Below are 19,702 nucleotides of genomic sequence, written 5' to 3' on the forward strand. Positions count from 1 at the left end.
ACTCAGTGGGACTTAGCGGTTCTGGTTGGCTCCCGGCGTGATGCTCGGGTGCAAGCGAATCGTATTCTCCTTTTGTGGTTTTCGGTGTTTCTGAACCCGAATGCGACACAGCCGACCATGGAGCCGTCGCTGTGGGGCGTAGCCGTGATGGAGTTGACGATGCGGTTGTAGCCTTCGGTTTTGCCGTTGCTGATTCCGGTGTTGATGCCGGCGATGATTGATGGTTGCCAGATGGTGATGGTCCACGCCAAGCGGCCCAGTTGCGGAATGTCGGCGTCGGCGCAGTGCTGGTAGAAGTCGATAAGCCGGTTCCAGACCTGGGATCGGTCTGGGTTAGTGCCAGCCAGGGACAGCAACGAGCGGGGCTTTTCCTTTCACTTGCCAGCACTTTTCCAACCCACCGGTGGTGTCAGCGCCGCGGATTGCGGTGAGCATCTTGGCCATCTCATCCTCGGTGAGGTTCTCCGCGGCCCGCAGCAGCCGGTTGCGTTTACCCCACTCAGGATCAGTTTTTCGGCCCCTTCGGCCGCGCCTAGTCCAGGCCAACTATCGCCGGTATTGAAGTGACTGCCCGGTTGGCGAGCATCACCAGGCGAAAACCGGTCCACGACCACCACGGCGTTCGCTAACGCGATCCTCGCTGCTCTTGCATAGGCGGTGGATGGGTCCATCCAGACGTGGGTGATTCCAGCCGACCAGGCTCACGTCTTGGGCTTGCAACCGGGTGATCACCACCTCGGAGTTCCGGCCGTTCACCTGCGCGAACAGTCCACCGTTACCGCCCAAGTCGACCAGGTCGGTGTCGAATCGGTCCACCCACGTTCTGGCCCCGGTATCGGGGTCTGTTTCGTATTTGCCTTTCCCGCGACGGGTATCGTGAGCCCCAACACCGTCACAGGTGGTGGCGCATCGGGGGGACTATCTCGTTAACGGTGTTTCCAGCATTTTTGGTTAGTAGGTTTCTGCTGTCGGCCAGCGGTCGGCGAAAGTGATCGCGAATGCGCCCCGCGCTGGCTTCCACCTCATTGTCCATCGGGTGCGGCCACGACCCGTGGGATCGAGACTACGAGTGACAAGGTACAGGCACTTCAACGCCGCTTGCTCAGTCGGGAAATGACCCCTAGCTCGGACCGCTCGCCGGTACCTCGCGTTGAGTGATTCGATGGCATTTCTTGAGCAGATCACGGTCCGGATCTCCAGGTCGTAATCCAAGAACGGAATGAATTCTTCCCACGCCGATTCCCAGAGCCGGATGATCGCACCGGACTTCTTCCCCCATTTCTCGGTGAGGTCCTCCAACGCTGCGCCGGCGGCGTTGTGGTTCGGGGCGGTGTAGATCGGTTTCACATCGCGTTTGAGCGCATCCCAGTCCTTCTTCGACGCCAGCCAAAAGGTATTGCGAACCAGGAGAGATGATCCACGTTCGCACCGTGGTGAGCGGCCACACATTGCCCACCAAGTCAGGCAGTCCCTTCAAACCGTCGCAGATGAGGAAGAGAACGTCCCGAACCCCACGGTTCTTAATGTCGGTTAAGACGCTCATCCGCAAGCTTCGCGCCTTCACCGCCGGTTCCGACCCACAGCCCGAGGACGTCTTTCTCCCCGGCCAGGGTGAAGCCGATAGCTGCGTAAACGGGCCGGTTCGCGACCTGACCATCACGGATCTTCACCACAATCGCATCAATGAAAATCGCCGCGTAAACCCCGTCCAGCGGCCGGGCCGACCATTCGTGCATTTCCTCGATGACTTTGTCGGTGATCCTTGAGATCGTCTCCTTTGACACCGACGCCCCGTAGATCTGGGCGAAGTGTGCGCTGATCTCACCCGTCGTGAGGCGAGTTGGCATACAAAGACAGCGCAATCTCCTCAACCCCATTGAGCGGCGTTGACGTTTCGCCCGCGGTCTGCGGCTCGAACGAACCATCCCGATCCCTTGGGACCTCGATCGTGACCTGACCGGTCGCTTCAGTGAGCACCGTCTTCGCTCTCGTGCCGCCCGCGGACATTCCCAGGCCCGCGATCCGGGTTGGCGCGGTTCTTCTCATGCCCAAGGTGCTCAGCGAGCTCCTCATTCAGCGCGGCCTCGAACACGTTCTTCGTTAACAGCTTCAACAGCCCATCAGTGCCTGTCAGGGACAAGCCTCGTTCTTTCGCCATCGGAACCAACTCGGCCGCCGCAGCAGCCTCGGCGGATCGGTCATCATTCTGGTTTTTTTTAGGACTCACAGCATCAAGTGTCGTTGTCATCACGGCACCTTTCCCGCCACGCATCCTGCGCAGCGCGTCAGGTGCGGAAACACCGTTAAATCCACAGTCCCAGCCTTGGGAAGGAGCGTTTATCGCCAGAGATAACGGTCGGTTTCAGTCAATGTGAGTGCCGCCTATTCGGAGCTAATTCACCACCACTTGTTGGCAGCCTAACTCCTTGTTTCCCGAAGCAGCTTGGGTACTAATGGCGTATAAACAGACGGTGTTCGCACCGCGACCACTGCTGGGAATGCTGAACCCAAATCCGTGATTGTTGCCGGTTCCATATGCCGCTCCGACATCACCGCGAGGGCCGTTTGCGTAATTTCCTGGATAACCAATTACCCCGGCAGGGCCAGAGACGTATGCATGAATCTCAACTGTGGCGGAGGGGTTCAACGCGTCAAATACCCAACCCTGCACCGATATCTGACTGCCGGCCGCACGAGCAGAATCAACCACGCCAGTCAAGTATCGAATCACGATCGTCTTGCAACCCAACGACTGATTACTCCCTGCGCTCGCCGAAATTACGTACGCACAGAGATTATGGTTTCCCTCCGCCGTAATCGAAAGGGCCTGCCTGAAACCATGATTGGAACCGGTGCCAGGGTATACTGCCCCAACATCAGATCTGGACTGAGACGCTTGCAGCTGGTAGCCAACAGTCCCAGTAGGCCCCGTGTCGTACACGTGCACTTGTGTTGAAGTGGTGGGCGCTCCCGGATCAATGCTCCAACCTGAAACGCTGACTGAGCCCGGACTTATAACTGCAGTATCAAAGGAACCAAAGGGTTGACCCACCTCCACCGCGCGGCAACCGACCTGAACGTTCCCGCCAGGGCCCTGGTTAATCACATAGGCGCAAATATTGTGCTTACCTGTTCCCGAAATTGGGATGGTCAATCCGTACCCACGATTTGGGCCGCTGGCTGGATACGCGGCCCAAACGTCTGCCCGCGGAATATTGGCAACGGTCTGATAACCAACGGAACCGCCGGACGGCAGAAAATCATAGATATGCACTGCGGCTGAACTGGATAGGGCGTCCGGATCCCAGCCCCACCCCTGGACGTAAACCGTGCTGCCCGACTTCTGCACTACGTCGACAACGCCGACAGGGTTCCCATTCGGTACTGGGGCCGGCGGAGCGACCACCTGCCCAGGCTCAACCTGGTCCGTGAAGGTCATCGTGTTCCAACTCGCACCGTTCGAGCCGGTGACAGATCCCATTCCGACAAATCGGAATGACGCGCCAAGAATGTTGGCTTTGTGCCCTGGCGACGCCCAGTACGAGTCAAAAATTGATTGGGCGGTGACCGAGGCCGGCGACCACTTCGCCACGTTCTCACCCCATGACGTACGGTTCGACGCTCCATAGCTGGTGACCTGCTGGAATGCATTCGGGTTGTGCTGAAGCTGATTGCCGGTAGCCCCGTCTGCCATCTGGCTCGACCACCACACGGACAGATTCGTGAGTCCCGTTGCTTCCTGAACTTGTGGCAGACCAGCCGCGGAACGCTTGACGTTGATCATGCTGATCAACTCCTGATCGAAGGCGGTTAGCTGTGGGCCAGCAGCCAAAGCCATGGGTGCCGATGCGACGGCGGGCACTAGCATCGCGCACACCAGCACGAGGCACGCCAAGAGGCGGTTGGCTTTCGCTCGCCCGCCTGTGGCAACCGGAGAAACACGTCCGGCAGTGAGTGTCTGAAGCATGTGTGGCCTTTCACGCAGGGATGCAAACGGACGCAGGATTTCGACGTCAGGTCTACTACTCCTAGTAACAATACCGTTGCCTAGCGTCACAAGGGGATTTGATTTCGCCTGGTAACTAAGTCGACGTTTCGGTGAGCAAATGACGAAACCGTCGTTCCCAGAGGCCAGATTAACTACTCTGAGTAGCAAAACGTCACGCTCTGCACAGTTGCGTGTGAGAATGCTGCAAGCCGTGACACGCAACCCGACGTCAGCTTCTGAGAAAGTGCTCGGCTCTCCAAGCATTCAGGCGCGTGAAACACCTATTGGAGGGATTCATGGCTCTCTTGACACGACAGCCCGTGAGGTGGGCAAAAACTATCCCGGTAGATTCACCCGGGAATCGTTAGATTCCACTCTTTCGAGGAAATTACCGATCTCGATTCGTGCGCAAAAGGGCAAATCGCCCATTTGGGGACTGCGGGGGCAACACCAGCCACCCAGAATGCAGGGAGGGCTCGACTTCCCCGTCAGGTGGGGAGAAAATCACCGGGCTCCCAATGTCGACGGTGCAAGAACAAAAATGATCTCCTGCCCCTCGTCACCCCTCAGGCAGGAACGCTTCTCGGTGGTCACGCAGGGCAGATGAGAGCGCCTCTTGCCAGGCTCGCAGCGGAGTGAGCCCCGCACCTTCCCACGCCTTCGAGGACATCACTGAATATGCGGGTCTCGGAGCCGGGCGTGGGAAAGCACCCGTGGTGGTCTCCAGAACTCGACTCGGATCGGCACCTATGAGTTCAAAAATGGCCCGTGTTAAGCCACACCAGGTCGTCGCTCCAGCGTTGGTGGCGTGGAGCACCCCACCCGGAACATCCGACCTTTGTGCTAGTTCAATCAGCCCGGCTGCCAGATCTCGCGACCATGTCGGCGAGCCGGTTTGATCGCTCACCACCGAGACAGTCGGGTGCTTGCCTTCGAGCATGCACATCGTTTTCACGAAGTTTGGGCCGGTCACACCAAATACCCAGGCAGTCCGGACAACATGCGCGCGCGGATGCTCCCTGAGCACCGCCTGCTCGCCCAGCAACTTGGAGGCGCCATAGACAGATGTGGGCCCGGTGGCCGAGTCCACTTCGTACGGTGTGGTGCCATCACCCGGGAACACGTAGTCGGTCGAGACGTGAATCAACCCGAGACCGTGCGCCGCAGCTGATCGCGCCAGATTCTCTGGTCCAGCCGCATTCACTGCATAAGCAGCGTCAGAATCTGCCTCTGCCTTGTCCACGGCGGTATAGGCGGCTGCGTTGATAATGACTCCGTCCGCTCGATGCTTCGCGGCAAACGCAGCAACGGCCGTTTCGACGTCCAGAGCGTTGGTGATGTCCAGATCAGCGAACCCCAGGCCCTCTGCTGAAATGTTTTCACTGGCTGCCAGAGTGACAAGGTCGGTTCCGAGCTGGCCCCGCGCGCCGGTGATGAGCAATGCAGTCATGAAAGTCCTTCGGTCACAGTGGTTGGTCAGCAGAGCGTATCCAACAACCATGCTTCGACGGCCCCCGATTCCAAGCCCTTACGATCCAGAAAATACTTCACATACCCCGTCGACGCGCAACCCAAGGTGCAGCGATCACGTCGGTACTACTGGGACTATGGAGAAGGGGCTATCGACCCAGGACACACGGACGCTGGAAAGCACTAGTCCGAGACACCAGCAGCGCAGGGAATTAGACGAGCAGTTCAAGGAAGGCACCCAATGAGCGACCGCGAGACCCCGGACAACCGCGGGCCGCGTCGGTATGGTCCGCGGGCCGACGACGCCGGTCGTTACGGTGAGACTCCACGCGGGAACGATCCGCGCGTAAACGACCCCCGCACGGATGGCACCCGCAAAGGGCAGCCACCGGTATTGCCACACCGTCCCCAAGCTGCCAGCGAGTCGCACCCAGATTCTGCCTACCCACTTTCACGCGGCTCAGGTCAACGGGACCAGGGACAACGGGACCAGGGACAACGGGACCGGGGACAACGCGACCGAGACCCGCGCGACCAAACATTACGCGACCAAACACCACGCGGCCCAGCCCCGCGCGAGGTGCCTCGACTGCCGGCGTCATCCCCATCGCCGAACTTTGATCAGCGCTTTCGGGATCAGCGCCCACAAGGCCGTCCACCCGCCTGGCAAGACCAGCGCCCACAACCGGTAAGCCGATCCGGTGAACGACGCACCACCGATGGATCCGAGGCCAGCTCCCCCCTGCGCAGGCAGCCAAGTGCACAGGGCCAAAACCCCCAGCGCCCGAACCCGCAGGGTCAAAACCCCCAGCGACCGCACCCGCAAAACCCCCAGCGCCCGAACCTCCAAAACCACAACCCGCAAAACCCCCAGGGCCAAAACCCCCAGCGCCCACTCCCGGCGAACCAGAATCCGCAGCGCGACGATCCGTATCGTCGCGCGTGGTCGGAAGCCGATCAGCAGCCGCAGCGCCCGAATGTCCACAGTCAGTACCCCGAGACCAGAGTGTTCGCCGTGCCTCCGCGTGAATCCGCGGGGCCGCTCGGCCCCACGGGCCGCGGTCCCGGCGGTCCCCCGGTGCAAGGTCCCCCGGGTCGGGGCCCAGGCGGCCCAGGCGGCCCAGGCGGACCGGGCGGACCGCCAGGACCTGGGGGGCCACCGTCAGGCGGTCGTCGCAAGCGGGCATCTGGTCCGCTGAAAGCGGGCCGCATAGTGATGGCTTTGATCTCCGCCGCCGTCCTGGTGGTGAGTGGATTCGGCACTGTGGTCGCCGCCACCGCTGGCCAACAAGAGGCGGGCCTCACCAACCCGTGCGATGCCGCCGGCGCATGCCCCGGTCAGACGATTCTGCTGGTGGGTTCCGATGCCCGCGTCGACGCTCAGGGAAATCCGCTCAGCGCCGAAGCGCTCAAGCAAGTAGCCACAGAGGCAGACGGTGGCGGCACGAGCACCGACACCATGATGCTGATCCACATTCCCGAGGGCGGGGGCAAGGCAACAGCCGTGTCGATCCCGAGGGATGTGTGGATAGCGAATCCACCGCCCGGACCTTCCGACTCTGATGCGTCCGCACTGGTGAAGTACGACGCCAACAAGGTCAACTCGTACTACGGCAGTGCCAAGTTTTTCACCCAGGTTCGACTTGTCGCCGAAGGCGTTACTGATCAACCCACTGTTGAGCGTGAGTCCAACAATGCGGGCCGGAAGATGCTAATTAGCGTTCTGGAGAACTTCACCGGAATCCACATCGATAACTACGCCGAAGTCAACCTCTACGGGTTTTACCTACTGTCCAATGCTCTTGGTGGCGTGCCGGTCTGTTTGGTCAACGCGGTCAACGACCCGTTCTCCGGTGCCGTTTTTCCCGCTGGACCGCAGGAAGTTCAAGGTACTGCTGCACTTTCGTTCGTTCGTCAGCGTCACGGCTTGCCCAATGGCGACCTCGATCGCGTCAAACGTCAGCAGGCTTTCCTTTCCGGGGCCATCTCCAAAGTTCTGTCTGTCGGGACTGTTACCAAGATTCCCGAGTTGCTCAGCGCGGCTGACAAATCAATTGTGCTGAGTGAGGGCTTCAGCCTTTTGCAGTTGGCGAATCAAATGCAGTCGATGTCCACCGGCAATATTATTTTCGCTACTTTGCCCACCCACGGCAGCGAATCCTCCACTGAGAAGGACGCACTCGCTGTCGACGTGCCTGAGGTACAAGCACTTTTTGCTTCGATCAAGAATGAGACGGCCTCGACCCAGGGACCCGCCGCTCAGAGCGATCCCGCGGCACCCACTCAGACCCTTGACCCGGTGTCGATCATCGTTGATGTGCAAAATGGAACCATCACATCAGGGATGGCGAAGGCGGTGTCTGACGAGGTTGCCGCAGCCAAGTACACCCGGGGCCAGATCTCAGACTTCCCCGGTGTCTCCGAGGGCAACGAGCAGTCCAGCACCACGATTCGGTTTTCGCCGGGTGGTGAGGCAGCAGCTGCCGGAGTGAAAGCCGCTCTCGGATACGGCGAGTTGCAGCCGGATTCCAGCGTGGACGCAGGTCACGTTCTCGTGGTCGTTGGCACTGACCGATCAGCGAAACCAAGCGGGCTCCGCAACAGCGCCCCGTTCGTTTCCGCACCCCCTGCTTCCTTGTACGCAGCCCCCGGTGACGGCTCCATCACCGCAGCCCAACCGGGCTGCGTCAACTAATCTGATCGGCTCTGGATGACACCTCCCAACCCCACCGTCGCCGCGTGTATCGCCGCCATGGCGGTAGACCCCAGCCGGCCGCGATTGACGTTCTACTCAGTGGCGGGCGATCGCACCGAGCTATCCGGGACGGTCTTGCTGAATTGGGGCGCGAAAGTGGCCGGGCTCTTGATCGATGAGTTGGGCGCCCGCATTGGCGACACCGTCGCAGTGATGATCCCCGATGGCTGGCAAAAGGCTGGCATCCTGCTTGGGGCTTGGTGGGCTGGCATGGTAGTCACCGATTCAGATGACGCAGGAGCAGCAGCTGCATTCGTAGCCCAAGGCGAGGATGCCTCTTGCGATGAAATTTTTGTCGTATCAGGCCATCCATTTGGATTTCCCAGTACTAACGTCGCAGCACATCAACGGGACTACACCTCTTCGGTGCAGATCCAGGCGGACCAATTCATGTCCCGCGTCGCAGTCCCAGACACCCAGAGTGCCGTCCTCGACGGCCTGACGGTGGGGGCAGCGGGCGAGGCGACATGGGCTGCGGCCGAACAGCTTTCACCTACCGATCGCGTGTTGACCGTGGGCCCTTGGTCCTTAACGGGCGAGGTGTTCAGCAACCTGTGGGGACCCATTGCCGCAGGCGCTCAGGTAATTCACTGCGCTGATGCCGCGACGGCCGATCTTCGTCACCGAGCTGTTGCCGAGAGCGCCACAGTCACCATCGGCGTCACCATTGCTGGTGTACCGAGACTGCGCTAAGCCCCGCGAAATCTGGCTCAGCGCAACAAACTCCTGGCCATCACCAATCGCTGGATCTGATTGGTTCCTTCGTAGATCTGCGTGATTTTTGCATCACGCATCATGCGCTCGGCGGCGAAGTCTCGCGTGTATCCCGCGCCACCGAGGATCTGGACAGCATCGGTGGTGACGCTCATGGCGGTATCTGAGGCTAGGCATTTCGCCGCCGAAGCTAAGAAGCTGGAGCGCGGGTCGCCGCGTTCAGCGGCTGCTGCGGCTTGATAGACCAGCGTCCGGGCAGCTTCCACGGCCATCGCCATGTCGGCGATCATGAACTGAATTGCCTGGAACTGGGCAATCGCCTTGCCGAACTGCTGACGATGCTTCGCGTAGTCGACGGAGAGCTCAAGTGCGCCTTGGGCGATTCCCACCGCTTGGGCTCCAATGGTGGGGCGGGTGTGTTCGAGGGTCGCGAGCGCGGTGGAGTAGCCGGTCCCCGGCTCACCAACAATGCGCCAACCTGGGATGCGGCAGTTGTCAAAGTGGATCTCCCTCGTGGGCGATCCCTTGATACCGAGCTTGCGTTCCTTGGTACCAACCTGAAAGCCCTCGTCATCGGCGTGGACCACGAAAGCGCTGATTCCGCGAGATCCCTTGTCCGGATCGGTTACGGCCATAACGGTGTACCACGAGGACACACCCGCGTTGGTGATCCAGCACTTCGTTCCGTTCAGGATCCAATCGTCTCCGTCAGCCTTTGCGCGCGTGCGCATGGCGGCAGCATCGGACCCGGCCTCCCGCTCCGACAGCGCATACGAGATCATCGCTTCGCCCGACGCGATCGACGGCAGGACCGCCTGCTTGAGCTCCTCGGAGCCGGACAAGATAATCGGCATCGAGCCCAGCTTGTTCACCGCGGGGATGAGCGCAGAGGAGGCGCAGACCCTGGCGACCTCTTCTATAACCACCACTGTCGCCACGGCGTCGGCGCCCATGCCCTCGTAGGCTTCCGGGATGTGAACGGCGTGAAAACCTGCGTCGATCAGGGCTTTCTGGGCCTCGACGGGGTATCGCTCTTTTTCGTCGCAGTCCGCGGCGAACGGTTTGATCGCCCCCTCGGCAAGCTCACGAACAGCAGCCCTAATGTCCTGGTGATCTTCGGGCAAATTGTATAGATCAGACATCAAGACCACCTTAGTTTTGAACGCTCAAGACGGTGCCCGGCAACTGCTTCGTTCCACAAACACTACTCGCGGGTAACTATGACCGGCAAAGGCAGCGCGGACCTTGCTGGATGCCCCGGTACGATCGAGGACCTCACTAATGCTCGTGCGGGTAAGTTCAGGCTCTCGGTACGCCGACAGCAAAGAGGAGCACAAGGTGAATCCGGCGACCGTGACCGTGGTGGTGGTGACCTTTCGCGCAAAGGCGATGATTGCCGACTGCCTGGACTCGTTGGCGGCCCAAGACCTGCCGCACGAGCTGCTGGTTGTAGACAACGCATCTTCGGACGGCACAGCTGACGTCCTGCGGAGCAAGTACCCCGGGGTCCGTGTCATCACGCTCGCCGAAAACCGCGGTTTCGCAGGTGGCCTCAGCGCGGCTTTGGCCCACATCGAGTCACCGTACGTGGCGCTTCTGAATGACGACGCCGTAGCCGAGCCGGGTTGGCTGAGCCAGCTCCTCGCCGTGTGCGAGAGCGACGAGCGCATCGGGGCCGCGACATCAAAGATGATCCTTGAAACCGGCTTCCCCGGCGAAGAAGTTCTCAATAACATCGGCGTAGCGCTCACCAGGCACGGCTACGGGTTTGATGTTGGTCTCGGCTTGCCTGCCAGTTCGGCCTACACCGAGGTCACCGAAGTTTTCGGGTTCAGCGGGGGCGCTGCTCTGATCAGGACCGAGTCGCTCCGTGCCGCGGGCGGCTGCCCAGAGCACTTCTTCCTCTATTACGAGGATGTGGACATGTCGTGGCGGTTGCGGTTGAGTGGCTTTGCTGTGATGTCCGTCCCGGGCGCGATAGCTCATCACCGGCACTCAGCCACATCGGATCAGAACAGCGAGATCTTTCATCGGCACAATGAGCGCAACCGACTTCTCACCTTGATCCGTTGCGCCCCTGCAGGTTTCGCAGCTTCCGAAGTACTCCGATTTGGCCTGACGACGATCAGCCTTGCAGTCACAAAGGTAATCCGTCGACCAGTGCCGCCGGCTCTGAACTTTCGCATTCGACTGCGCGTGGGCGTGTTGGCCGAGGTGGCGCGACTCCTACCGTCAGAATGTGTGGCGCGCCGCCGGATCGGGCGGACGGCGGTGGTCAGCCGCCGGAGCGTTACCAGCGCATGGGTGGGCGCGAAACCCCTTGACTAGCAACTCTTTGCAGACTCTCGCCGCGACCGTCGGTGGTCACCTCACTCGGCGATGAGCTCTTGCAGCTTCCTGTCTTTCGCAAGCACCATTGCCTCCAGATCGGCTGCGTAGGCGGCCAGCTCACCACCGAGCCGGAGCCCGAGCTCGTCTGGCGCCGAAGCCAGAATGCGGATGGCCAGCAGTGCCGCATTAGTTGCGCCCCCGATCGAAACTGTCGCGACCGGGATCCCCGCGGGCATCTGGACGATGGACAGCAGCGAGTCGAGCCCGTCAAGGGTGGCCAGCGGCACCGGGACACCAATCACTGGCAACGTGGTGGCGGATGCGACCATGCCCGGTAGATGCGCGGCCCCGCCGGCACCAGCGATGATGACCCGCAGGCCCCTCGACGCTGCGGAGGACGCGTATTCGTGCATCCGCGCGGGCGTGCGGTGCGCTGACACCACTGCCACCTCGAACGGCACCTCGAAATCGGTCAAAACGTCCGCAGCCGCCGACATTACCGACCAGTCTGAATCTGAGCCCATAATCAGGCCTACTACCGCTGTGCTCATCTGGCTCCCCTATCCGTTCCCCGCTGGTGCTGCGGACTATCACTTGCGTCATCTGCTGGGCCGTGAATGGCATACCCATCGCCCCAGACACCGTCGCTAAGCCACAACGCGGCTAACTGCGCAGTTCGTCTGGTGACGGCCAGGTCGCTTCCGCCGACATTAACGTGCCCGAGCTTGCGGCCGGGCCGGAAGGATTTGCCGTACAGATGGACCTTGACAGCAGGGAATCGCGCCGCCAGGTGGTGAATGCGCTCGTCCATCCCCATACCCGCGCCCGGGGAGTCAAGGCTGCCGCCGATGACGTTCCCCATCACCATGACCGGGAAAACCGCATCGGTCTTGCCCAGCGGGTAGTCCAGGACCGCTCGTAAATGCTGCTCGAACTGGCTGGTAATGGCGCCGTCGATGGACCAGTGCCCCGAGTTGTGTGGACGCATCGCTAGTTCGTTAATTACCAGACCACCAGGGAATTGCGCCGACGGAGCTACTTCGAACAGTTCGACTGCCAGCACTCCGACCACGCCGAGGGATGCGGCGATGCTCAGAGCGAGCTCTTGGGCCGCCACTGCGCGCGCGTCGTCGAGATTCTGTGCCGGAGCGATCACCTCGACGCAAATCCCCTGCTGTTGAACTGTTTCCACTACCGGCCACGCGGCTGCTTGGCCGAATGGTGAGCGGGCAACCACCGCCGCCAACTCACGGTCGAGTGGCACCAGCGTCTCAACCAGCAGGTCTCCCGCCGATCCGAGATGCGTCAGGACCGCGGCGGCGTGCGCGGAGTCTTTCAGGATCCAGACGCCCCGCCCGTCGTATCCACCTCGGCATGTTTTGAGCACCACGGGCCACCCGTGGGCAGCGGCAAATTCTTCGGTGGCCTTGTGCGTCAGTTCACTATTAGCATCAGCGGGAATGACAGAAAAAGGGGGCACCGGAAGCCCCATGGCTCGCAGCTTTCGCCGCATAACGCCCTTGTCTTGCGCGTGTTCGAGGGCGTCTGCGCCGGGGTACATCGCATGCCCTTCGGACGCCAGCGTGCGGATGTGTTCGGTGGGCACGTGTTCGTGATCGAACGTCACCACCTCGCAGCCTTGCGCGAAAGAGCGCAGCGCAACTAAGTCGGTGTGAATTCCGATTTCAAGCTCGGGGGTGACAAGGGCTGCGGAGTCGTCGGCCGAAACGGCAAGTACGCGGAGTGTTTGACCTAGTCCAATCGCCGCCTGCTGCGTCATTCGGGCTAATTGCCCGCCGCCAACCATTCCGACTCGGGGCATACCCGTACGTGGATCCACGTTAGTGAGCTTAGTGCGGTGCTCCTACCGTCGGCGCCGACGCAGCTGAATACAAGACCCAACGCTGGCCACGAAGTGCAGTTCGCACAACACCGCCGCCGGTGGCGGGACAACGCACCTTGGATGTAGGGATCCGAGGTGCGCCGTCCGACCATCGGCGGCGGGGTGGCGCGCCCAACAGCTATCTGGCGAGTTCGTCAAGCAAGAACCTGACCGATGCGAATTTGGTGGGTAACGGCTCGGTCCACACCCTCGGCGCGGGAATGTTGGCCTGCGGATCGGCGCTAATTCGACTCGTATACATTCGGGCCGCCAGTTGCAGGCGACGCGGAAGCATTTCGTCGCGATGCGCGAGAGCGACAGCGATTGGTTCGCCCAAGCGGGCCAGCGTCTCGCCGGCATCAAAGACGGAGCGCAGACATTCGCTGACCAGAATCATCGGGAGGGTTCGCTGCCAGGCGCTGCGGCCAGAAAGGTCTACGCGGACAACAGCTAACGCAAACCTCTCATTAACATCGAAGTGCTGCGCCTGGGCTTGCTGATAAATCTCCGCCAACCGCAGCTGCAGGTACTCCTTCGATACCAAGCCGGTAAGCGGATCGGAGATCCCCACCGGAGGAGCGGTGATGCGTTCGGCCCAACCGAGGGAAACACCGCGGCGGAGTTGATCGGCATAGCGGGACGACACCAAAGCAGTCAAGGCATCCACGTCCGCCAGTGTCTCGCCGAGCCCGACGCCGGCGGCCGCACGTGCGCGGCCGAGCCGCTCTGCTGCTGGCCAGATATCAGTTTCACCGACAGCGGCTTCGCAGATCGCGTCCACGGCGGGGCTGTCCCAATCAGAGGGGAAAGACCAACCAGCCAATGCGGATTCTTCTGCCCACTTGGTGCGCAGCGCTCTGGCCGACATGCGTCCGAGCTGTGTTCCTCTTGCCATCAGGCACCTTTTCGTTCATCCACATTCGTACACGCGAGCGCTTGTCGAAGTCGTTCTACGAGGCCTTACGGAGAGGAGACGCGCTCAGAGCAGATATATCACGCGATAGAACGACAAAAGATATTGCCCTGACGATTATTTTTGGTGCAGGAATCGCGTGACATTTGTCGGGTTCCGTCGTCCCTTGACTGAATGGCTCAGCAGAGCCTTCGCGAAGCTCGTTGCCTCAACAACACTGTGCGTACTCTCCTGGACACTCGCAGTGAAGACAATGGTGACCCTCTTAACGAAGGTCCTACTTCCCGCAGACCCTTCATCACCCGTATGCTTCACACAGGCGTTGGGGCATATGCCTCACACTATGACCGCGAAAGAATGCACATGACGATCACCGACGAGGCAACTGCGCCCAGCGACGCTGAGTTGATCTCACGCGTTCGTGCGGGCGACCGCACCGCGTACGGCGATCTCTACGGACGACACGCACGGTCAGCAGCCACTCTCGCCCGGCAAATATCGGTTTCCGGCGCCGAAGCCGACGATTTGGTCGCCGAATCTTTCGCGCGGGTGTTGGACACTCTGCTTGATGGCCGAGGACCTGACTCGTCTTTCCGAGCCTACCTTTTCACCACGGTTCGACACACGGCCTACGACAGGTCACGCAAAGATAAACGGCTCCAGTTCACCGATGACGTCGCGGCCCACGAGGTCGCCGTTGAAGCCGAAGATCCAGTGCTCGCTCAAATGGAAAGCTCTTTTGTAGCAAAGGCTTTTGGTCAGCTTCCCGACCGTTGGCAAGCCGTCCTCTGGCATACGCAAGTCGAAGGGCAGTCCGCCGCCGAGGTGGGCGTTCTCCTGGGAATGTCCCCGAACGCTGTGTCCTCGTTGGCCTTCCGTGCCCGCGAGGGTTTACGAGAGGCGTACCTCCAGGTACATATGTCGGAGACCATCGCCGAGCGATGCCGGGCTACCATCGACCGCTTGGGAGCGTGGACCCGCGGTGGGCTGTCGAAGCGCGAAAGCGCGCAGGTCGATGCTCACCTCGCCGAATGCAACACTTGCCCTGCCTTGGCTGCAGAGTTGTCCGAGATCAACTCCGGCCTCCGTGGCTTGCTGGCACCTCTGCTCTTGGGCGCTGCCGCCGCCGGTTATGTTGCCACCCTTCCCGCAGTGCCGGTTCTGATGCAGGTCGGGGCCCACGTCGGCGGCACCGCCGCGGGCTCTTCTGCCGCTTCTGGGGTTACAACGCTCAAGTCGGCTGGCTGGATCCTGGCCCAACCCGCAAGCCTCGGAGCTGGCGTCGCTGCCGCTGCCGCTGCCGCCGTTGTCGCTTTGGTCGTCGTGCTGTCCACGAATGGACAATCACCTCTCGACAGTCTGGCCGCGGAGACTATCGCGTCTGGGCCTGTCGCTCCCCCCCTCGGGGTCGGTACCAGCGGTACAGGTGCAGGGGCAGCCGCTGCGACATCGTCCGCAGCGAGCGATTCGCCGTCTGCTGCTACCGCGACCGCACAATCTGCATCAGCGGGATCAAGCACGGAACCGGTGTCCGTAGCAACAACTACGACAGCCTCGGTGCCCGCGGTAGCCCCAGCCTCAGTATCCGAATCCGGGCTGGCTGGACCTGACTCTGCATCTGTACCCGCTGACGCTTCCGCTGCCGGCGGGATTGTTGGCTCGCCGGTAGCTCCGCCGAGTATCTCCAGGCCTACCGTGCCTCGAGTGACGGTTCCTCGAGTGGCGGTGCCTCAAGTTACGGTGCCTTCGCTGCCCATCGCAGCGGCCAACCCCGGCGACACTGCGCCGACCACCACTGCGCCGACCACCACTGCGCCCCCCACCACAGCGCCAACCACCACCGCGCCGACCACCACAGCGCCAACCACCACCGCGCCCCCCACCACAGCGCCAACCACCACAGCGCCAACCACCACCGCGCCCCCCACCACAGCGCCAACCACCACCGCGCCCCCACCACTGCGCCGACCACACCGCCCGTGCTGACGGAAGCCAGCTTTGAGGTCACTACTTCTTCTCTGTCCGTAGTCGCGGGCGGCACCGCAGAGTTTTCGGTAAGCATCAAAAACGTGGGCCAAAAGCCCTCGGCGGAAAATCAAGCCATCACCTTGGCGGGCAACGGTGTTGCCCTGACCGGAGTGAGCCTCACATCAGCCCCAGTGGGCCAAGGCCTGCGCCCAGCGGGAGCGGCCCTGCGGGGGGCTCCCGCCACCACCATCAGCTGCACAAACAACTCCTGCTTGCTTCCCAAGGTCGAACCCGGTGTCAGCATCTCGCTTACGGTCACCGTCACAGCGAGCCCAGACGCCCAGGGCGGCCCGAGTAGTTTCGAGATCGGCAACGTTTCCTATCCATTTGCTGTCGCGGTTCAACCGGGATATCAGAACCTCACGCTGACAGCGCTGGACTCCTTGGGAACGCCCGACGCTGGCCCCGTTGTCGCGGGTACCGCAGTCGACATGGTGTTGGCAGCGACAAACGCGGGAACGTCCAACCCCGGCCCGATCAGCCTTCCAGTACAAATGGGAGATTCGCTGATTATCGACAGTGCCTCCCCTGACCCAGCCAGTGGATCAATCTGCGAATTTGTCGGCCAGGACCTGATTTGTACGCCCGGCGCCAATGGTCTCGGGAACGTTAAATTGGGAGTTTTTGTTCGTACTGATGCAGCTGGAAGTGCGAGCTTCACTGCACGCCTGGCTGGCGAGCGCGTTGTCGCTGTCACCAATGGTGTAGAAGTCACTCCTCGTGTTGGCAACCAACCTATTGAGATCAAGGGCCACTTCGGAGCCACATCCGTCGGCGCGGCGACACTCGCATGTTCGACTCCCCCTAACGTGACCATTCAAACCAGTTGCCGGAGCACGTCCGCAGTCCAACCGGTCGCTCCTGTCGCGCAGCAACTGGCAATCCCTGCTGGGTCCACCGTGGCCTTCGCAGAGCTGGTCTGGGCAGCAACCTCTGGTGAATCCTCCGCCATTACCGCTGACTTTGGCTCTGGCAGGGGCCCAGAGGTACTCGCTGGCGACCTCGTTCCCGTCACGGGTGGCGCCGGCGGATTTATCGCCACCTATCGCGCCGACGTCACCGGCAAGTTGACTGGTAGCGCGGCGGTCACCGTCACCAACCTGGCCAGCTCCCTCACTACGGTCGTTGACCCGGACGCTACTCAGAGCACGCCTCCCCTCGGTGCCTGGACGCTCAGTGTCATCTGGTCTGACCCCACATCGGCGACCCGGATGGTTCAGTACAGCAATCTCAATCTGGGATCGATTCCACCGCCTGCAGTGGTAGGCGGCCCGCCGGCACTCAATGGGCCACTCACGCTGGCTACCGGAACTTCGAGCATTGAGCGCGCGTGGCTGTCCGTGTGGGGGGCAGACCCGTGGGGGGTGAAAACGCTTAGAAACGCCGGAGTCGAAGTCACTACCTACGTTGATGGCTCTGAGGCACCGCGGCTTATTGTCGGCTCCACACCCTCCGTCCAAACGGGCTTCGATCTCGTCGAGTTCTCCTCGCAGGCGAACGCCGGGAATCTCACCCTGTCGAACCAAGGTGAATTTACCGGTCTCGATCCCGCAAATCCGTTGGCGGGCCTCTGGAACCAAGATCGCATCTGGGTGGGCCCGCTACTCATCGTTCGGAATCAAGGCTAAACCGTCTAGTTCGTGGCAATCTGTTGAGGATCGGGTGCGATCGATCGTGGACCGCTGAACAATTGCAGGAGACACCTTAGAATGATCCGGTGAACCTTGTAGATCGCGTGCGGGCCGTATTGCCTGAAAAGTACCGCCAATTCTCGAAGTTCCTCATTGTCGGCGGGTTCACCTGGGTGATCGATACCGGGCTTTTTTTGATCCTCCGTAACACGATCTTGAGCGACAAGGTCCTGACTGCCAAGATTATTCCGGTCCTCATCGCGATGATCGTCAACTACGTACTGAACCGCGAATGGTCTTTTGCCCAGCGGGGTGGTCGCGAAAAGGCACACGAAGCGTTGCTTTTCTTCCTCCTCAACGGCATTGGGCTGCTCATCAACTTGGTCCCCTTGTGGATCTCCCATTACCTACTCGGCTTCAACCTTGCCCACTACAGCACCCTGACGGTCAACATCGTCGACGTCATTTCTGGTTCCATCATCGGCACAATTTTGGCGATGGCATTTCGTTACTGGGCTTACAAAAAATGGGTTTTTCCCGAAGTCAAGGATGAAGAATCCGCTCACCTCTCCGAGGGCAACCCGGGGAGCCCTCGAGGTACTTCATAGAGTGGATCTACCTTTAATTAGCAAAAGCGTGTGGGTGCATCCCAGGGCGGCGGTATCCGGGGTGAGCCGCCCGGAGCTCCGATGCTGTGAGGCGCAAACACACTAGGCGCAGACCCATTAGGCACAGAGCCACTGGGCGCAGAGTCGTCGGGGTCAGCGCGCACCAGGAACATCCCAAAAACTGGTGGGCGCGCGCGGCGCAGCTCTAGTCGTCCGCCGTCTGCTTCGATGAATGCTCTTGCCAAGGCCAAGCCCAGCCCCGAGGAGTCGGCGCCGGATATGCCACGATCAAAGATGTGGCCGGCTAACTTTTCACCGACCCCGTCGCCCTCATCCGCCACTTCCAACAGCACCAGCGGCTCACCTTGTTTGACCGTCACTCGGACTGCCCCCGCCCCGTGCATGAGGGCGTTGTCGAGGAGTACGCCGAGCGCCTCCCGCAGACGCACCGCGGTCGCTTTCACCACTATCTGGGGTGGGCAGATCACGGTCAGCGTTCGACCAGCCGCTGCGTACACCGTTACCCACTCAGTGCGGACCTGCTCTAACGCGGTAGAGAGGCTGATTTCTGCTGCGCTCGCGGCTCGTTGCGAACGAGCATTAGCCAGCAGATCGTTCACGATGTTCACCAGCCGGTCCGTCTGCTCCAATGCGGCGCTCACGTCGGCGCGGACTACGTCATCTGGATACTCCGCAAGCTCCTCGAGCCGAAGCTGCAAGCCGGTTAAGCGGGTGCGCAGCTGATGGGAAATCTCGCTGGCTAAGTCCCGCTCGCGTTGCAATACGGTCGAAATGTCGCCAGCCGCGGAGTCCAGGACCTCGGCCACCCGGTCCAATTCGGCGATCTGGTATCGGCGTTTGAAGGTGCGGAAGTCGCCGGAACCCAACCTGGCAGCGCGATCGGCCAGATCCGACAACGGGTGCGTGAGCCGACGTGAAGTGATCAGCGCAACTCCGACACCCACCACGATGGACGCGAGCACTGCGAGAGCCACTAGACCAAGGGCCAAGAACTGCTCGCGTCGGAGCCGGTCGACGGGGCTGTACAGGGTCAGCTTCCCGTTGGAGATGCTGGTGACTGCGTCGGACACCGAAACGGCCAACGGTTCAGCTCCCACCGCCTGACCAACGCCGCCCCGCTCGTACTCCAAACGCCATCCCGGCGGCACGGAAACGCTCACGGATCGAAGGTCCATCGCGCCGTCGGTGAACTGCTGAGCGTTGAGTGAAGCATTAATTGCTTCGAGCTGCGAAGTGATGTTGCTGTGCACCAAATCGTCGACGAGGCGCCACGAGACGACGCCCAATGGCAACCCCAAGGCAATCACGGTCACCATGATCACCATCACGATGGAGCGCAAAAGTCTGCGACGCATCTGTCA

At 61.2% G+C, this 19,702-nt stretch carries 16 protein-coding genes and 1 pseudogene; 7 read left to right on the forward strand and 10 right to left on the reverse strand.

Annotated features, from left to right (window positions below):
* Positions 1-2: 2 nt before the first annotated feature.
* Positions 3-356 (reverse strand): transposase, encoded by a 354-nt coding sequence (locus tag EH165_RS10705; RefSeq protein WP_124799438.1) that lies wholly within the window; start codon positions 354-356, stop codon positions 3-5.
* A gap of 325 nt (positions 357-681) precedes the next feature.
* Between EH165_RS10705 and EH165_RS10715 the strand changes: the two genes are divergently transcribed.
* A complete protein-coding gene (locus EH165_RS10715) occupies positions 682-930 on the forward strand; it encodes a hypothetical protein (protein ID WP_124799440.1) in 249 nt (82 codons plus the stop codon).
* A gap of 21 nt (positions 931-951) precedes the next feature.
* Here the strand turns inward: EH165_RS10715 and EH165_RS10720 are convergent.
* The 4 genes and pseudogenes from EH165_RS10720 to EH165_RS10735 form a co-directional block, all read right to left on the reverse strand.
* Positions 952-2,248: pseudogene (locus EH165_RS10720) on the reverse strand (IS256 family transposase).
* Between the two features lie 144 nt (positions 2,249-2,392).
* The gene (locus EH165_RS10725) at positions 2,393-3,967 is read right to left on the reverse strand and encodes a CAP domain-containing protein (protein WP_164479199.1); all 1,575 of its coding nucleotides are present in this window, start codon (positions 3,965-3,967) and stop codon (positions 2,393-2,395) included.
* 580 nt (positions 3,968-4,547) lie between these two features.
* Positions 4,548-5,438 carry a dTDP-4-dehydrorhamnose reductase gene (rfbD, locus tag EH165_RS10730; protein WP_124799442.1) on the reverse strand — a complete coding sequence of 297 codons (891 nt, stop codon included), beginning with the start codon at positions 5,436-5,438 and terminating at the stop codon, positions 4,548-4,550.
* A 618-nt stretch (positions 5,439-6,056) separates the two neighbouring features.
* On the reverse strand, positions 6,057-6,443 hold the full coding sequence (locus tag EH165_RS10735) for a hypothetical protein (protein ID WP_124799443.1): 387 nt from the start codon (positions 6,441-6,443) through the stop codon (positions 6,057-6,059).
* Positions 6,444-6,674: 231 nt separating this feature from the next.
* On the opposite strand from EH165_RS10735, the gene EH165_RS10745 reads away from it, so the two are divergent.
* On the forward strand, positions 6,675-8,153 hold the full coding sequence (locus EH165_RS10745) for an LCP family protein (protein WP_124799444.1): 1,479 nt from the start codon (positions 6,675-6,677) through the stop codon (positions 8,151-8,153).
* A gap of 15 nt (positions 8,154-8,168) precedes the next feature.
* The gene (locus tag EH165_RS10750) at positions 8,169-8,906 is read left to right on the forward strand and encodes a TIGR03089 family protein (RefSeq protein ID WP_124799445.1); all 738 of its coding nucleotides are present in this window, start codon (positions 8,169-8,171) and stop codon (positions 8,904-8,906) included.
* A gap of 17 nt (positions 8,907-8,923) precedes the next feature.
* On the opposite strand, the gene EH165_RS10755 is transcribed toward EH165_RS10750, so the two are convergent.
* Entirely contained in the window at positions 8,924-10,069 is a 1,146-nt protein-coding gene (locus tag EH165_RS10755; protein ID WP_124799446.1) for an acyl-CoA dehydrogenase family protein, read from the reverse strand.
* 196 nt (positions 10,070-10,265) lie between these two features.
* Between EH165_RS10755 and EH165_RS10760 the strand changes: the two genes are divergently transcribed.
* Positions 10,266-11,255: a glycosyltransferase family 2 protein gene (locus EH165_RS10760; protein WP_206425919.1), complete on the forward strand. Its 990-nt coding sequence runs from the start codon at positions 10,266-10,268 to the stop codon at positions 11,253-11,255.
* Positions 11,256-11,296: 41 nt separating this feature from the next.
* On the opposite strand, the gene purE is transcribed toward EH165_RS10760, so the two are convergent.
* The 3 genes from purE to EH165_RS10775 all read right to left on the reverse strand — a co-directional run bounded on the left by purE (position 11,297) and on the right by EH165_RS10775 (position 14,035).
* Positions 11,297-11,809, reverse strand: coding sequence for a 5-(carboxyamino)imidazole ribonucleotide mutase (gene purE, locus EH165_RS10765; protein ID WP_124799448.1), 513 nt, complete (start codon positions 11,807-11,809; stop codon positions 11,297-11,299).
* Complete coding sequence (locus tag EH165_RS10770; protein WP_124799449.1) at positions 11,806-13,098, reverse strand: 5-(carboxyamino)imidazole ribonucleotide synthase; 1,293 nt, start codon at positions 13,096-13,098, stop codon at positions 11,806-11,808. Before EH165_RS10770 ends, purE begins: the two co-directional genes overlap by 4 nt.
* Before the next feature lie 181 nt (positions 13,099-13,279).
* Positions 13,280-14,035 (reverse strand): GGDEF domain-containing protein, encoded by a 756-nt coding sequence (locus EH165_RS10775; protein ID WP_124799450.1) that lies wholly within the window; start codon positions 14,033-14,035, stop codon positions 13,280-13,282.
* A gap of 381 nt (positions 14,036-14,416) precedes the next feature.
* Between EH165_RS10775 and EH165_RS10780 the strand changes: the two genes are divergently transcribed.
* From EH165_RS10780 to EH165_RS10790, 3 genes are all read left to right on the forward strand, one after another.
* The gene (locus tag EH165_RS10780; RefSeq protein ID WP_164479200.1) at positions 14,417-16,039 is read left to right on the forward strand and encodes a sigma-70 family RNA polymerase sigma factor; all 1,623 of its coding nucleotides are present in this window, start codon (positions 14,417-14,419) and stop codon (positions 16,037-16,039) included.
* A complete protein-coding gene (locus EH165_RS10785; RefSeq protein ID WP_124799452.1) occupies positions 16,033-17,709 on the forward strand; it encodes a COG1361 family protein in 1,677 nt (558 codons plus the stop codon). Before EH165_RS10780 ends, EH165_RS10785 begins: the two co-directional genes overlap by 7 nt.
* Positions 17,710-17,798: 89 nt before the next feature.
* Positions 17,799-18,320, forward strand: a complete 522-nt coding sequence (locus tag EH165_RS10790; RefSeq protein ID WP_124799453.1) for a GtrA family protein — start codon at positions 17,799-17,801, stop codon at positions 18,318-18,320.
* A 17-nt stretch (positions 18,321-18,337) separates the two neighbouring features.
* On the opposite strand, the gene EH165_RS10795 is transcribed toward EH165_RS10790, so the two are convergent.
* A complete protein-coding gene (locus EH165_RS10795; protein ID WP_124799454.1) occupies positions 18,338-19,696 on the reverse strand; it encodes a sensor histidine kinase in 1,359 nt (452 codons plus the stop codon).
* Positions 19,697-19,702 lie beyond the last annotated feature (6 nt).

The organism is Nakamurella antarctica (genome assembly GCF_003860405.1).
Lineage (GTDB): Bacteria > Actinomycetota > Actinomycetes > Mycobacteriales > Nakamurellaceae > Nakamurella > Nakamurella antarctica.